Source organism: Pararobbsia alpina, from assembly GCF_965118125.1.
GTDB lineage: Bacteria > Pseudomonadota > Gammaproteobacteria > Burkholderiales > Burkholderiaceae > Pararobbsia > Pararobbsia alpina_A.
Genome location: NZ_OZ221288.1, coordinates 1,629,686 through 1,644,060, shown reverse-complemented (window position 1 = coordinate 1,644,060; position 14,375 = coordinate 1,629,686). Strand labels below are relative to the sequence as shown.

At 61.0% G+C, this 14,375-nt stretch carries 14 protein-coding genes; 9 read left to right on the top strand and 5 right to left on the bottom strand.

Going from position 1 to position 14,375, the window contains the following annotated elements:
* Window positions 1–82 precede the first annotated feature (82 nt).
* Both ACMFWR_RS25470 and ACMFWR_RS25465 read right to left on the bottom strand, forming a co-directional pair.
* Entirely contained in the window at window positions 83–1,141 is a 1,059-nt protein-coding gene (locus ACMFWR_RS25470; RefSeq protein ID WP_413195156.1) for a sugar ABC transporter substrate-binding protein, read from the bottom strand.
* Between the two features lie 219 nt (window positions 1,142–1,360).
* Window positions 1,361–2,290 (bottom strand): AraC family transcriptional regulator, encoded by a 930-nt coding sequence (locus tag ACMFWR_RS25465; protein ID WP_413197346.1) that lies wholly within the window; start codon window positions 2,288–2,290, stop codon window positions 1,361–1,363.
* A gap of 455 nt (window positions 2,291–2,745) precedes the next feature.
* Between ACMFWR_RS25465 and ACMFWR_RS25460 the strand changes: the two genes are divergently transcribed.
* The 9 genes from ACMFWR_RS25460 (at window position 2,746) to ACMFWR_RS25420 (ending at window position 12,790) form a co-directional block, all read left to right on the top strand.
* The gene (locus ACMFWR_RS25460; protein ID WP_413195155.1) at window positions 2,746–4,065 is read left to right on the top strand and encodes an MFS transporter; all 1,320 of its coding nucleotides are present in this window, start codon (window positions 2,746–2,748) and stop codon (window positions 4,063–4,065) included.
* 695 nt (window positions 4,066–4,760) lie between these two features.
* Complete coding sequence (locus ACMFWR_RS25455; protein ID WP_413195154.1) at window positions 4,761–5,810, top strand: methyl-accepting chemotaxis protein; 1,050 nt, start codon at window positions 4,761–4,763, stop codon at window positions 5,808–5,810.
* Window positions 5,811–5,822: 12 nt separating this feature from the next.
* Window positions 5,823–6,191, top strand: a complete 369-nt coding sequence (locus ACMFWR_RS25450; protein ID WP_413195153.1) for a response regulator — start codon at window positions 5,823–5,825, stop codon at window positions 6,189–6,191.
* Complete coding sequence (locus ACMFWR_RS25445) at window positions 6,188–6,505, top strand: lipid asymmetry maintenance protein MlaB (RefSeq protein WP_413195152.1); 318 nt, start codon at window positions 6,188–6,190, stop codon at window positions 6,503–6,505. Before ACMFWR_RS25450 ends, ACMFWR_RS25445 begins: the two co-directional genes overlap by 4 nt.
* Window positions 6,502–8,616, top strand: coding sequence for a chemotaxis protein CheA (locus tag ACMFWR_RS25440; protein ID WP_413195151.1), 2,115 nt, complete (start codon window positions 6,502–6,504; stop codon window positions 8,614–8,616). Before ACMFWR_RS25445 ends, ACMFWR_RS25440 begins: the two co-directional genes overlap by 4 nt.
* Window positions 8,617–8,673: 57 nt before the next feature.
* Window positions 8,674–10,308: a methyl-accepting chemotaxis protein gene (locus tag ACMFWR_RS25435; RefSeq protein ID WP_413195150.1), complete on the top strand. Its 1,635-nt coding sequence runs from the start codon at window positions 8,674–8,676 to the stop codon at window positions 10,306–10,308.
* A 20-nt stretch (window positions 10,309–10,328) separates the two neighbouring features.
* On the top strand, window positions 10,329–10,880 hold the full coding sequence (locus tag ACMFWR_RS25430; RefSeq protein ID WP_413195149.1) for a chemotaxis protein CheW: 552 nt from the start codon (window positions 10,329–10,331) through the stop codon (window positions 10,878–10,880).
* 27 nt (window positions 10,881–10,907) lie between these two features.
* Complete coding sequence (locus tag ACMFWR_RS25425) at window positions 10,908–11,720, top strand: CheR family methyltransferase (protein WP_413195148.1); 813 nt, start codon at window positions 10,908–10,910, stop codon at window positions 11,718–11,720.
* Entirely contained in the window at window positions 11,717–12,790 is a 1,074-nt protein-coding gene (locus tag ACMFWR_RS25420) for a protein-glutamate methylesterase/protein-glutamine glutaminase (protein WP_413195147.1), read from the top strand. The genes ACMFWR_RS25425 and ACMFWR_RS25420 overlap by 4 nt, the downstream gene beginning before the upstream one ends.
* Window positions 12,791–12,792: 2 nt before the next feature.
* Here ACMFWR_RS25420 and ACMFWR_RS25415 read toward each other — a convergent pair whose 3' ends face one another.
* The 3 genes from ACMFWR_RS25415 to ACMFWR_RS25405 all read right to left on the bottom strand — a co-directional run bounded on the left by ACMFWR_RS25415 (window position 12,793) and on the right by ACMFWR_RS25405 (window position 14,044).
* Window positions 12,793–13,311, bottom strand: coding sequence for a hypothetical protein (locus ACMFWR_RS25415; protein ID WP_413195146.1), 519 nt, complete (start codon window positions 13,309–13,311; stop codon window positions 12,793–12,795).
* A 107-nt stretch (window positions 13,312–13,418) separates the two neighbouring features.
* Complete coding sequence (locus tag ACMFWR_RS25410) at window positions 13,419–13,832, bottom strand: surface-adhesin E family protein (RefSeq protein WP_413195145.1); 414 nt, start codon at window positions 13,830–13,832, stop codon at window positions 13,419–13,421.
* A gap of 8 nt (window positions 13,833–13,840) precedes the next feature.
* Window positions 13,841–14,044 carry a hypothetical protein gene (locus ACMFWR_RS25405; protein WP_413195144.1) on the bottom strand — a complete coding sequence of 68 codons (204 nt, stop codon included), beginning with the start codon at window positions 14,042–14,044 and terminating at the stop codon, window positions 13,841–13,843.
* Window positions 14,045–14,375: the final 331 nt, after the last annotated feature.

The window sequence follows — 14,375 nt, the reverse complement described above, 5'->3', positions numbered from 1 at the left end:
GACGGATACCTCTTCAAGTAAAGCGGGACCCGGCCAGCGCCGGATCCCAAACGCTCAATCGCACACACTCACACGCGCGAGATCAGTTCGAAATGCCCAGCGTCTTGCAGCCGTCGGCGTAGCGGCCCGTGCAGAGGTCCTTGCCACTTGCAAAGCCCTTGTCGATGACTTCGGCCTTGATGTTCTTCTGCGTGATCACGGCGGGCTTGAAGAGTTGCGACGGCGTCTTGAACAGCGTCGTTTCCGCCTTCGGTGCCTGGCCCGACAGGAAGCCGACTGCCACCTTCGCCGCGGCTGCCGCAACGACTTCGCTCGGCTTCAGAATCGTGTTGTACTGATCGCCCGCGATGATCAGTTGGAGAGCGGCGGTCGTTGCATCGTTGCCCGTGACCGGCGGAACGGGATTCACGCCCGCTGCCTTGAAGGCTGCGATAGCGCCGCCACCCGTGCCGTCATTGGCGGCGACCACGCCGACGATTTGCGAGCCGAAGCGCGTGATCTGACCGCTGACCCATTGCTGCGCCTTCGGCGGTGCCCATTCGGGTGTGTCGAACTCGGCAAGCGTCTTGTAGCCGCTGCCTTGCAGGCCGGCATGGATGCCGTTCTTGATCAGTCCTGCTGCCGCGTCGGTCGGCGAGCCGTTGACTTCAAGCACACCACCCTTGTCCGTCGGGATTTTCATGTCCTTCATGTGCTCGACGAGCGACTGCGCGATGGACTTGCCGATGCCTTCGTTGTCGAACGACACGTAGTAGTCGGCGGGCGTCGACGGCACCGGGCGGTCATAGGCGATGACCTTGACGCCCTGGCCCTGCGCCATATGAACGAGCGAGGCTGCGGCTGTCGAATCGACCGGGTCGAGGACGATGACCTTCGCGCCCTGGGCGATGACCGAATTGAACTGTTGCTGCTGCTGTGACGCATCGGCGTTGGCGTTCTGGTACAGCACCTTGCAGTCGGGGCACAGCTTGGCCATTTCCGCCTTGAAGCCCGGGAAGTCGTGTTGTTCGTAGCGCGTCGATGCCTGGTCGGGCATCAGGAAGGCCACCGTGCCGCTCGCTGCGGCGAAGGCTGCCGTAGCGCTCATCATGCCGAGGCTCAATGTGCTGGCGGCGATCAGAGTGTGGGAAAGACGAGTCATCGTTTGTCTCCGTTTTTAGAAAATATCGGCGCTTTCGCCGCCGTTTGTGAGCCTCGTGCGAGGCTCGTTGTTGACGCGGGTCCAATCCAGGCCGCGTTCAAATTCAGGCGCCATGAGCGGAGCGTGCGCAAAGGCCGCTCAAAACGTCAGGGCGAGCTTCTCCAGCGCGGTGTGTCCTGCCACATCGCGTCAGCGGGTAGGTGGGTCAAGAGTCAGCGTTTATCCGAACGCTTCCTGTGCGTGCGTGGCATCGGCCGCATCGTCGTCAGACGAGACGCTTGCGCTCGTCATGTTGAGTTGCTGGTCGGCGCGCCATCGCGACGGCGAAGTGCCTTTCAGTGCGAGAAACTGGCGATTGAAGTTGGACAGGTTATTGAATCCGACCTGGTAACAGATGTCGGTGATGCTGAGTTCGCCCGCCATCAGCAACTGGCAGGCGAGGTTGATGCGCAGCCGGTTGACGTATTGAACGAACGGCACGCCGGTATGGCGGCGGAAGTAGCGCGAGAACGCGCTGGCGCTTTGTCCTGCGAGTTCGGCGAGTTCGGATTCGCGAAGTTCCTTCGACAGGTTCCGGCCGATATAGGACAGCACGTGATTGATGCGTGACTCGGCATAGTGAGCCGGGTCCGCGCGATACGCGGCGCTTGCCAGTTTGATCGGCGCAGCGCTGCGCACGAGCAAGTCGATGAGCGACAGGAACAGCGTGATGCGCCGGATGCCTTGCGCGACGAGCATCTCGCGCATGATCGGCTCGGCAGCGGCGCCGGTTTTCGTTGAAAACAGCACACCCCAGCTCGACGCGTCGAGCAGCGTTTCGACCCGCTTGAGTTCGGGGAACACGTCGATCGCGCGTGTCAGGAATTCAGTGTCGAACTGCACGACGAGGCAACGCTCGTCGACCCGTTCGCCGGTCGGCACATTGCTGACCCAGTTGTGCGGCAGGTTCGATCCGACCATCACGAGGTTGCCGGGCGTGAAGTCGCCGATGTAGTCGCCGACAAAATATTTGCCGGTGGTGGCCGTGATCAGCTGGATTTCGAACTCGGGGTGAAAGTGCCAGCGCACCGTACGGTACGGATAGCCGTGCGACCAGACCTTATACGACTCGTCGCGCGGTACGGCCACCAGCTCCAGATCGGGCTGGATGCTCGCGCGGTGTGCGTCCGCGCGCGCCTTGCGGCACTCCGGACACTTGCCGCACTGACATGTCGCTCCGTTTGGAACTGTGTGCATTTGCCTCTCTCCAGGCCCCGTTATGGTTGTTCTCGCGAAACACGATGTGCCCCGCCATGTACAAAATTTAGCGATAGAAAGTATCGGTCGCTACTGAAATTGAAACCCCGGTCCGATACTTTTTTGCATCGGGGTTAGTCCGTAGGTTAGCAAATGTCAACGATTGTGCAATGCAGCGGGGGAGGCGGTGATACGGAATTGATGGGCCATGGCGGGGCATTTCCCCCGTGCAATAACAATTCGGAATCGGCTGATACCAATTATTCAATAGTCAGTTACCTCATACTTTTGCACACTGTGTCTTCGCGAACGCGCGCGCGACGCTGATACCCGAGGCAGCGCACGAACAAAAATATCGGAGACACCGTATGGCAACCCACGACGGGTCCGCTTTGCAGCGGGCGATCGGCACGGCACGCGTCAGAATCCTGCCCTTCCTGATCCTGATGTACTTGCTGGCGTTTCTCGACCGGGCAAACGTCGGATTTGCGAAGAACGTGCTGCAGGCAGACACGGGCTTGAGCGACGCGGCCTTCGCGTTCGGTGCGGGTGTGTTCTTCGTCGGCTACGCGATCTTCGAGGTGCCGAGCAATCTGCTGATGCATCGATTCGGCGCCCGGGCCTGGATCAGTCGCATCATGATCACGTGGGGCATCGTGTCGGCATGTACGGCATTCGTGCATGACGCGAGCGGGTTTTACCTTCAACGCGTGCTGCTTGGCCTCGCCGAAGCTGGCTTCTTTCCCGGCATCATCCTGTATCTGACGAACTGGTTTCCGTCGTCGATCCGCTCGCAGACGGTCGGCGCGTTCTACTTCGGCTTTCCGCTTGCGCTGATGCTCGGCAGCCCTGTTTCGGGCTTGCTGCTCGATACGACCAATCCGTTCAATCTGTTACCGTGGCAGTGGCTTTTCGTGGTCGAAGGGCTCGCTGCATCGGTGGTGGGCGTGATCGCGTGGTTTTATCTGACCGACGGTCCTGCCAAGGCGAGTTGGCTGGCTGACGACGAGCGCGAGGCGTTGGTCGCGGCGGTGCGTGCCGAAGACGCTCAGAAACGCGCACATGGCCCCGTTTCCGTCACCGCTGCGCTATGCGATGGTCGCGTGTTGATGTGCTGCCTGATCTACTTCGTGATGCAGATCGCGGTGTACGGCGTGGTGTTCTATTTGCCGACGCGTATCGCAGCGGTGGCGGGCGGGCATGTGGGTACGAAGGTCGGTCTGATCTCTGCCATTCCATGGGTCGCGGCGATTGTCGGGACGTTTATCGTGACGCGGCTCGCCGACCGGACCGGGCGCCATCGGATATGGGCAGCCGCCATGCTGACACTGGCAGCCCTGGGTATCGCTGCATCGACACAGGCCGCTACGCTGCCTGCCGCAGTCGCCGCGTTTTGCGTCGCAGCGATTGGCTTCGTCTCCGTACAACCCTTGTTCTGGACGCTGCCCTCGGGTTACCTCGCCGGCCTTGCCGCCGCAGGTGGCATCGCGTTGATCAATTCGATCGGCAATCTTGGCGGCTTTGTCGCGCCGAACCTGAAGGCCGCGGCAGAACGCTGGGCCGGACCGTCAGCGGGCATGTTGACGCTGGCAGTCGTGGCATTGATTGGCGCTGGCCTCCTGCTTGCGTTTCGACCGAGGCCCCGACTTGCGGCCTCGCCGACGAGTGCCCCCGCCGCGCGGCCGTAACGTCGCACGCTGCTCGGTCTTTCAGAAGCAGCACCTCGAACCGGGGCACAAAAGGGTTCGATCGGGGAGGCGGATTCCGCGAGGCCTCCCCCTATAACGACATTCAACAGATGATTCTTGAGTGCCCGCCGTCACATTGGTATGCGTGACGACGAGGCCTGTGTTTATCTCGTCCAATCACCGAAATTTTTTTCGATGAAGTCGCCGAAGACGACGCGACGCGAAGTCGATTCTCCGGGCGTCAAAGCGCACAAAACGATTTGCTAAAAACGCGCGTTCGAACGACGACGGCTATCCAGAGTCTGTCCTCTCCTGCTGTTTAGATTCACGTCATTCACAATTGTGATGACGTCAATTGACGTTGGTGATGGGTAATGTACATCGCTGAAATCTCAAGACATCTTCCGCGCTTCTTTTGTCCGTGCTCTGCGAACTGCCTGATTCGGCACGTTTGACCGGTAGTTCAGACAACTAAAGAAGACATCGACCACGCCGTTACAGCAACCACTGTCAAGGAGCGACCTCTCTAACTTGAGCCGCATTTGAACGTCGCACGCCGTTTGGCGTGGGGCCTCTGCGGAACACATATGGCTAAACGTTCGAACCTTTCGCGGCAAGCTTTATTCGTTTTTTCCCTAGGATCACTAGGTGGACTGATCAGCGTCGGTGTGTCGAGAGCGGATCTGCCCGGCTGCATGGGTGCGCTGTTGTTGTTTGTGCTGGGCGCCGCAGGTGCACGACGTGCCCGGCAGCGTGAGCGCGAGTCCGACAACGCCTATCTGGAACTTGCGACAAGCAGCCGCGATTTCAGCGCATCGCTTGCGCCGGTATGGTCAGCCCATATCGAGTCATCTCGATCGCAAATGGAAGAGGCCATCACGGCAATCACGGTGCGCTTTGCCACGATCGTCGGAAAGCTCGGCCACACGCTGAGCCAGACGGATGGTGAGCACGGTGTATCAGGCGATGCCGCCGCACAAGCCGTCTTCGACGCGAGTTCGGAACAACTGCAGTCCGTCGTGGCCTCCTTGCGTGAAGCCATGGAAGAGAAGGCGCAACTGCTCGCCAAGGTTCAGAGCCTGCAGTCCATCGTCGGCGAGCTGCAGGAAATGGCGGACGGCGTATCGCGCATCGCACACCAGACCAATCTGCTCGCCATCAACGCAACCATCGAGGCCGCGCACGCTGGCAACTCGGGTCGTGGCTTCGCGCAGGTTGCCCACGAAGTGCGTGCCCTGTCGGGCATGTCGAGCGATACCGGTCGACTGATTGCCGCAAAGATCGCGGCGATTCGCACGGCGATCGACGAAACGCGCAAGGCAGCCGACGCGAGCAGCGAGCATGAAGGCCGCATCCTGAACGACTCGGAGGCACGCATCCGGGGTGTGCTCGACGAATTCAGCAGCCTCACGCAGTCGCTGGCGCAATCGGCCGAAATCCTACGTGTGGAAAGCCGCGACATCCAGAGCGAAGTCAACGAAGCCATCGTTCAGTTGCAATTCCAGGACCGCGTGAGTCAGATCCTCTCCCACGTGCGCGACAACATCAATCGCTTGCCGGAGGTCGTTCAGGAACATGCGGATGCCTGCCTGAACGGAACGATTGAGCCGCTCGAGGCGCAAGGTCTGCTCAGCGAACTTGAACGTACCTACGCCATGGCCAGCGAACGCGTCGTTCATAGCGGCGGCCACAAGAAAGCAGTGCAAGCCGTTGCGGCGACGTCTGAAGACATCACATTTTTCTAAAGGACCGAATCCATGGGCAAGACCATCCTTATCGTTGACGACTCTTCTTCTGTCCGCCAGGTCGTCGGCATTGCATTGAAGGGCGCGGGCTACAGCGTGATCGAAGGCTGCGATGGGCGTGACGCGCTGAGCAAACTTACGGGCCAGAAGGTCCACCTGATCATCAGCGACGTGAACATGCCGAATATGGACGGCATCACGTTCCTGAAGTCGGTGAAGGCCATGCCTGCCTATCGCTTCACGCCGGTCATCATGCTGACCACCGAAAGTCAGGAAGAGAAGAAGCGCGAAGGCCAGTTGGCCGGTGCGAAGGCGTGGGTCGTCAAGCCGTTCCAGCCGCCCACCTTGCTCGCCGCAGTCGAAAAGCTGGTGCTGCCATGAGCCAACCGACTCGTGTCGCCCTTGGCGCAGAGCTCACGATCTATCGTGCCGCGGAGCTTCGCGAGTCATTGCTCGCGCATCTCGCGCAGCCGTTCGACGTGCTCGATATCGATCTCTCCGATGTCGCGGAGATCGATAGCTCAGGCATTCAGCTCCTGCTGGCCACACAAGCTGCCGTGCATTCGCTGGGCCGCTCGATCGTGCTTCACGATCCGAGCGAACCCGTGCGCGACGTGTGCGGCTTACTGAATCTCGGATCGCTGTTTGCGACCGAACCCGCCGCCATCGGCAAGCAGGACGGAGCCGCGTCATGAACATGGATCAGGCATTGCAGACCTTTATCGTCGAGAGCCGCGAGCTGCTCGACGCGATGGAGTCGGCCCTGCTGCGGGTGCTCGACGAAGACGATCGGTCTGACTCTGTCAATGCGATTTTCCGGGCCGCGCATACGATCAAGGGCTCGGCGGGTTTGTTCGGCCTCGACTTCATTGTCGAATTCACGCACGTCGTCGAAAGCGTGCTGGACCAGGTTCGCGAGGCAGAGCTGGATGTCGGCGAATCGGTCGTCACGTTGCTGCTCGCGTGCGGCGACCATATCGGCCAACTCGTCGAAGTCGCAGCACGCGGTGAAACGGTGCCCGACGCCGGGCTCACGGAGCGAGCCCAACCCTTGCTCGAACAACTGAACCGGTTGTTGCATCGCGAGCCGGCGTTGATGGAGAGCGCGGAGACCGCACTCGCTTCCGCGATGCCCTCAGCACCCCCGCGTCCCGTGGTTCCTGCATTCCTGTCCGACGCCAGTGCGCAGGCATCGGAGAGCGCGCATCGTACTGCTCGCCACTGGCATATTTCGCTGCGCTTCGGACCCGACGTCCTGCGCAACGGGATGGACCCGCTCTCGTTCCTGCGGTATCTGGGCAAGCTCGGTACCGTCACGCACGTGATCACGCTGACTGACGCGCTGCCGCCGCTCGATGCGATGGACGCCGAGTCGTGCTATCTCGGGTTGGATATTGCGCTGCTGAGCGACGCCGAGTACAAACAGATCGAGGGCGCGTTTGAGTTCGTCATCGACGATTGCGACGTGCGCATCGTGGCGGCCAACACGCCCGTCGAAGCGCCCGTGGAAGTACCGACCGCGTTGGGGCAAGCAGACGTAAGCGCGGCTGTACCCCCATCGAACGCGACCGAGGCGAGACAGCCGCAGGCAAAGGCACATCGCGAAGGCAAACCGGCGGAAAGCCAGTCGATCCGCGTCGATGCAGAGAAACTCGATCGCCTCGTCGATCTGGTCGGGGAGCTGATTACGGCCTCTGCGTCAGCGATCCAGGCGGGCCGCAACGTGCAAAGCGGCGCGCTGCATGAAGCCCATTCGACGCTGTTGACTCTGGTCGAAGAAGTCCGCGATAGCGCGCTACAGCTGCGCATGGTCAAGATCGGTGCAACGTTCAGTCGCTTTCAACGTGTCGTGCACGACGTGTCACGCGAGATCGGTAAAGACATCTATTTGCAGATCAGCGGCGAAGACACTGAGCTCGACAAGACCGTCGTCGAAAAGATCGCCGACCCGCTGACGCACCTCGTGCGCAACAGCATGGATCACGGCATCGAGTCTGCTGACGTGCGCATTGCGCGCGGAAAGCCGGCACGCGGCTGCGTGCGGCTCAACGCTTTTCACGATTCGGGCAGCATCGTTATCGAAGTCGGCGACGACGGAGGCGGGCTGTCGAAAGAAAAGATTCTCGCGAAGGCAATCGACCGCGGTCTGGTCGAACCTGGCAAGTCGCTCAGCGACGCCGAAATCTATGCGTTGATTTTTGAACCCGGCTTTTCGACGGCTGATCAGGTCACGAACCTGTCGGGTCGCGGAGTCGGCATGGACGTCGTCAAACGCAACATCACGGCACTGCGTGGTGCGGTGCTGCTCGACAGCCAGCCGGGCCAGGGCTCGACGGTCACCATCCGTCTGCCGCTGACGCTTGCCATCATCAATGGCTTCCAGGTTGCGGTCGGCAACTCCGTCTTCGTGCTTCCGCTCGACTCCGTCGAGGAATGCGTGGAATTCCGCGAGGACTCCGGCCACGACTTCACCGAGCTTCGCGAGAAGGTCTTGCCGTTCATCCGTCTGCGCTCGCTGTTTCGCGTGCCGGGTGCCCGGACGGGCCGTCCTTCAATCGTTGTTGTGCGTCATGGCGACCAGCGCTTCGGCCTGATCGTCGATCGCCTCCTGGGCGAAGCCCAGACTGTCATCAAACCCCTTGCGCGCATGTTTTCGCACCTGCACGGCATCAGCGGATCGAGCATTCTCGGTAGTGGAGAAGTCGCTCTGATTCTCGATGTTCCGGCACTCGCTGACGTCGCTCAAGGACTGAGCCGGCAAGAAAGACCGGTACTCGAGTCGTCTATTCAATCATCCAACAGCTGACCTCTATCGCGGCTGCTTCGAACACATCATGCAAAGGGAATGACCGTGCTTAACAAAATGAAACTCGCGACCAAGCTGTTTGGGTCCTTTCTGATCGTACTGATCCTGATGAGCGGGGTCGGTGCCTATGCCATCGTTCAGTTGTCGAACGTCAATGATTCGACCGTTGCGCTTGCGACGAACTGGATGCCGAGCGTGCGCAACGTGCTGATCATCCGCGCAAACACGAACCGCCTGCGCGTGCTCGAAATGCGTATGGCGTTGACCGACGACGTCAATGAACTTCACCTGGCGTCCAAGGAGTCGGATGCGCGTCTGGTCACGACGCGCTCCACGCTCGATGACTACGCGAAGCTCGTCTCATCGCCTGAAGAACGGGCGATGTACGAAACGCTGAAGACGAATCTCGATCTTTTCTACGCGGGCCACGACAAGCTGGTGACCGCCGCGCTGTCGAACAAGCGCGATGAAGCAAAGGCCTTGCTCGACGGCGATCTGCTGAAAGCCTACGACACGGTTCGCACGACGTCCGACAAGCTCTCTGACTTGAATATCACAGGCGGCCAACATGCAGCCGATGATGCGGGAAAGACCTATTCCTCGGCGCGTAACTGGGTCATCACAACGCTGGGTGTGTGCGTCGTCCTTGCGCTGGGCATGGCCCTGATCATTACGCGTTCGCTCGTTCGTCAGCTGGGCGGCGAACCCGTCTACGTCGCCGACATCGCGAACAGCGTGGCCAACGGCGATCTGACGCTGGACGTACAGATCCGCAACGGCGATTCGTCGAGCGTGTTGTTTGCGATGCGAAGCATGGTGGCAAAGCTCTCGCAAGTCGTGACGGAAGTGAATAGCGGCGCCGAGTCGCTCGCCGGAGCATCGGAAGAGGTCAGCGCGACAGCGATGTCGCTGAGCCAGGCGTCGAGCGAACAGGCTGCAGGCGTGGAAGAAACGAGCGCATCGATCGAAGAGATGACCGCCTCGATTTCGCAGAACACGGAGAACTCGAAGGTCACCGACTCGATCGCGACGCAGGCAGCCAAGGAAGCGGCCGAAGGCGGCGACGCCGTCAAGGCGACGGTCAATGCGATGAAGCAGATCGCCCAGAAGATCGGCATCATCGATGACATCGCGTATCAGACGAACCTGCTCGCGTTGAACGCAGCCATCGAAGCAGCGCGCGCAGGCGAACACGGCAAGGGTTTTGCCGTGGTCGCGGCGGAAGTTCGCAAGCTCGCCGAGCGCAGCCAGGTCGCGGCGCAGGAAATCAGCGCGGTGGCCGGTTCGAGCGTCGAGCTCGCCGAGCGCGCCGGCACGCTGCTCGATGAGATGGTGCCGAACATCCGCAAGACGTCGGATCTCGTGCAGGAAATCACCGCGGGTTCGGAAGAGCAGTCGTCCGGTGTCAATCAAATCAACTCTGCCATGACCCAGCTGAGCCAGACCACCCAGCAGAATGCGTCGAACTCGGAAGAGCTCGCTGCGACGGCCGAGGAAATGAGCAGCCAGGCCGAGCAACTGCGCAAGACGATGAGCTTCTTCCGCACGCCGGGTAGCCCTGTCGTGGCGCGCAAGCCGAACCCTGCCGCGCGCAAGGCTGCAAAGGGCATGGCCAGCAAGCCCGCTCCGATGCACGAGCTGGCGCTCGCCGGCGGCGAAGCGCTCGACGAGTCGCATTTCTCCCGGTATTGAGCCGCGAGTGGGAATACGCCATGACTAACGTCTCTTCAATTCAGACGTCGACCGCAGCGCGCGGATCCAGCGCACGCGTGGTCGATACGGCTCAGTTTCTGACCTTCCAGCTTGCCGGCGAGATGTTCGCGATCGGCATTCTGGCGATCAAGGAGATCATCGAATACGGCATGCCGTCGATGGTGCCGATGATGCCGCCGAGCGTGCGCGGTGTAATCAATTTGCGCGGCGCCGTCGTGCCGGTCATCGATTTGCAGGCGCGCTTCGGCCAGCCGTCGAGTCCGGTCGGCAAGCGCACGTGCATTGTGATCGTCGAGATCCCGATGGGCAGCGAGTATCAGGTGGTGGGTGTCGTTGTCGATGCGGTCAGCGAAGTGGTCGACATCGATGCGGCCGATATCGAGCCGCCGCCGTCGTTCGGCGCGCGCGTGCGGGTTGACTTCATCCAGGGCATGGGCAAGGTCAAGGGCCGCTTCGTGATCCTGCTCGATCTGGCGCGCGTGTTGTCACTCGATGAAATGGAATCGTTCGCGCAACTGCACACGGAGCCGCTGGCTCTCGTCGGGCAATAAGGCGCGAGCGTTGTCGGACTCAGTGATATGCCGCTCGATCCTTACGTTCTCTCCGATAAAGATTTTGGGAATTTCCAGCGCTTTATCTTCGACGCCGCGGGCATCACGCTCACGTCGGCGAAGAAATCGCTCGTATGCGGCCGGCTGGCCAAGCGGCTGCATGCTAGGCAGGTCGAAAGCTATGCGGACTATTTTCGCCTGCTGCAAAGCGGTACGGACCCCGTGGAGGTGCAATCGGCCGTCGATCTGCTGACGACCAACGAGACGTACTTCTTCCGCGAATCGAAGCATTTCGACTTGCTGGAGCGCCTCGCCCGGACGGATACGTCGCGTCAGACCTATCGCGTGTGGAGCGCGGCATGTTCGACGGGAGAAGAGCCGTACAGCATTGCGATGGTGTTGAACGAAGCGTTGTCGGGCCGAGCGTTCGAAGTCGTCGGCACCGACATCAGCACGAGAGTGCTGGTCCGGGCACGTACGGGACACTACCCCGAGCAGCGCGCACGGCTTATCCCTATGCCCTATCTGAAGCGCTACTGCCTCAAGGGGCAGGGTGAACACGAGGGCACACTACTGATTACGCGCGGCCTGCGCGAGAAGATCCGCTTCGTCCATGCGAACCTGAACGACACGTTGCCGGATATGGGCCTGTTCGACGTGATTTTCCTGCGCAACGTCATGATCTATTTCAACAACGACACGCGACGCAACGTCGTGGCCCGCGTGCTCGCCCATCTGAAGCCGGGCGGGTATTTCTGCATCGGCCATTCCGAAAGCCTCAACGACGTCACGCGCGAAGTCGAGCAAGTGGCACCGTCCGTGTATCGCAAACCGCTATGAAGAAAGTCCGGGTTCTGGTGGTTGACGATTCCGCTGTCGTGCGGCAGTTGCTCACGGGTCTGCTGCAGGCGACCCCGGGTATCGAGCTGCTTCATGCTGCGGCCGATCCGCTGTTCGCCATGGAGCGCATGAAGCAGCAGTGGCCCGATGTGATCGTGCTCGATGTCGAAATGCCGCGGATGGACGGCATTACGTTCCTGCGCAAGATCATGGCCGAGCGTCCGACGCCGGTCATTATCTGTTCGACGTTGACCGAGAAGGGCGCCAAAACGACGATGGAGGCCATGGCAGCGGGAGCGGTGTCGATCGTGACCAAGCCCAAGCTGGGTCTCAAGCAGTTTCTCCAGGACGCGTCCGAAGACCTGGTCGCGGCGATTCTTGCGGCTGCCGGTGCGAACGTACGGCGTCTTGCCGTGCGCTCACAGGGGCAACCCGCACCACAGCCGAAGGAAAAACACACGGCCGACGTGATCCTGCCTCCGGGGGCGGCGCGTGCGATGACGCAGACGACCGAACGGGTCGTGGCGATCGGCACGTCGACAGGTGGCACGCAGGCGTTGGAAGAAGTGCTGACAGGCCTGCCGCGGATCACGCCGGGCCTCGTCATCGTTCAGCACATGCCCGAGAAATTCACCGCGGCGTTTGCGGCGCGGCTCGACAGCCTGTGCGACATCACGATCAAAGAGGCTGAAAACAATGACCGCGTGTTACCGGGACGCGCACTGATTGCCCCGGGTGGACGGCATATGTTGCTGCGCCGAAGCGGCGCCCAGTACTACGTCGAGGTGGTCGACGGACCGCTTGTGAACCGTCACCGTCCGTCGGTCGATGTGCTGTTCCGGTCCGTTGCGAAGTGTGCGGGGGCCAATGCCGTCGGCATCATCATGACCGGCATGGGCGACGACGGTGCGGCCGGCATGCTCGAAATGCGAAACGCGGGTGCGCGAACGGTCGCTCAGGACGAAGAAAGCTGCGTCGTGTTCGGCATGCCCAAGGAGGCGATCAAACGAGGCGGCGTCGAACGCACCGTGCCGCTATCGTCAATCGGCAAGGAGATCACGGCACGCTGAGGTCAGCGCGGCTTCGCGTATCCGCTTTCAATCCATTGTGCGGCGCTTTTGGCGTTGAGCTTGAACGCCGCCGACACCTTGATGCGCGCAAGCGATTCGCCCGCGGCGTTTTCGGCGGCCAGCATTGCGTGCGGGTCGTCTTCGTCAGGGGCGATATCGAGCGTCACGCTGATCCGGTCATCGGCCGTGTCGACCCAGACCTGCTTGTGCAGCATGGCGTGCAGTTGCTGCTCGTGCCGGCGCAGGACTTCCGACGCGGTCTTTACGAGCGTGTTGAACGCCGAGACGTCGAGCGGCTTGGGGTTCTTCTTGTCACGGCCCATCGTCCAGGGGCCGACGAGCGCAGGTTCGGCTTCGCCATCGCGTGTCATTTCGACAGCCCATCCGTCGTCTTCTTCATTCTTGACGACGCGGCACGTCCATCCTTTGTCACACCAGAGGCGATCTTCGTGGACGACGCCGTCGTCAGCGGAACCGGCGGAGTCTTCCATGCCGGAATGGGGATCGAGTGCAGAGGTCATGCGGCAGATGATGAGTCGAGGGTGAGGACAGTCGGCGAGGCGCAGGCCTCGCAGGAGCGGGGATTTTACGCGACTTCGTCGTGGCACGTGCCGAAGGGCAGCGCGCGCTATTCCCCGTCGCCCGGCGCGGCCGTGCGCGGGCCGCACGCCTTCACCGCGACGTCACCTAGCGCGGTACCGGGGACTGCGGGTCCGGCGGCCATCTGTCCATCTGCCTTGGCGATGGGCTGCCCATTCGCCATCCATATCGTGGAAAGAACCGTCGCAGTCAGGTCGCTGCAATCGATCTTCACGCGAAAGCGTGCGTCGTCGAACGGCACCGTTTGACCGGGCCTCGTCTGAGGCTCGGCGAACCGCTCGCGGAACCAGACTGACGCCTGGTCCCCTGATCGCGTCCAGGTCGACTGCTCCATATCGACCGATACATCCGCGGCGTTGCTGACAGGAACCCACGCGGCGCTATCCGCCAAGGCCGAACCGCTGACCGCGATAACCGTAACAAGGACGAGTGCTTTTCTCACGATCTGACTCAACGCTTCCCCATGGTCTTTTCGATGGATTCCCGACGCTCGAGCCACGTTTTCAATTCGAAGACGAGGTGTTGCTCCCGCAGCAGATCATCGCTTGTCACCGCGGCATCCATTGCGCAATGTCGAATCCGTTCGCGAGCCTTGTCGAGTTCGCGACGAATCTCGGCGATATGTCGGTCAATGTCTTCGATTGCGGTCAGCACTTGCACTTTCCTTGACGTGTGCGTTTTGCCGATGGGGCTTTGGGCTGGCGTGGCGTCAGTCTGACACAAGCGAATCAGAACGACGGGCTGCCTGTGTCACATCCCGCAGTGTGCATGGCATCAATTATTCGCGGCAACAGGTATCGAGGGCATTCATGCGTAATCAACCAGAAACATATTCCATTCGATGCGCTTACTTTGTTTAGCTGCAAAGCATAGCGCTTCAACTTGCAGACTTTTGGTGGCAGTACTTAAAGGTGAAGACCGCAGGTGATGTTTAGTTTTAAGAGGGGGTTCGTGTAACCGCGCGAATCAAAGGGTCCTGCTGGCA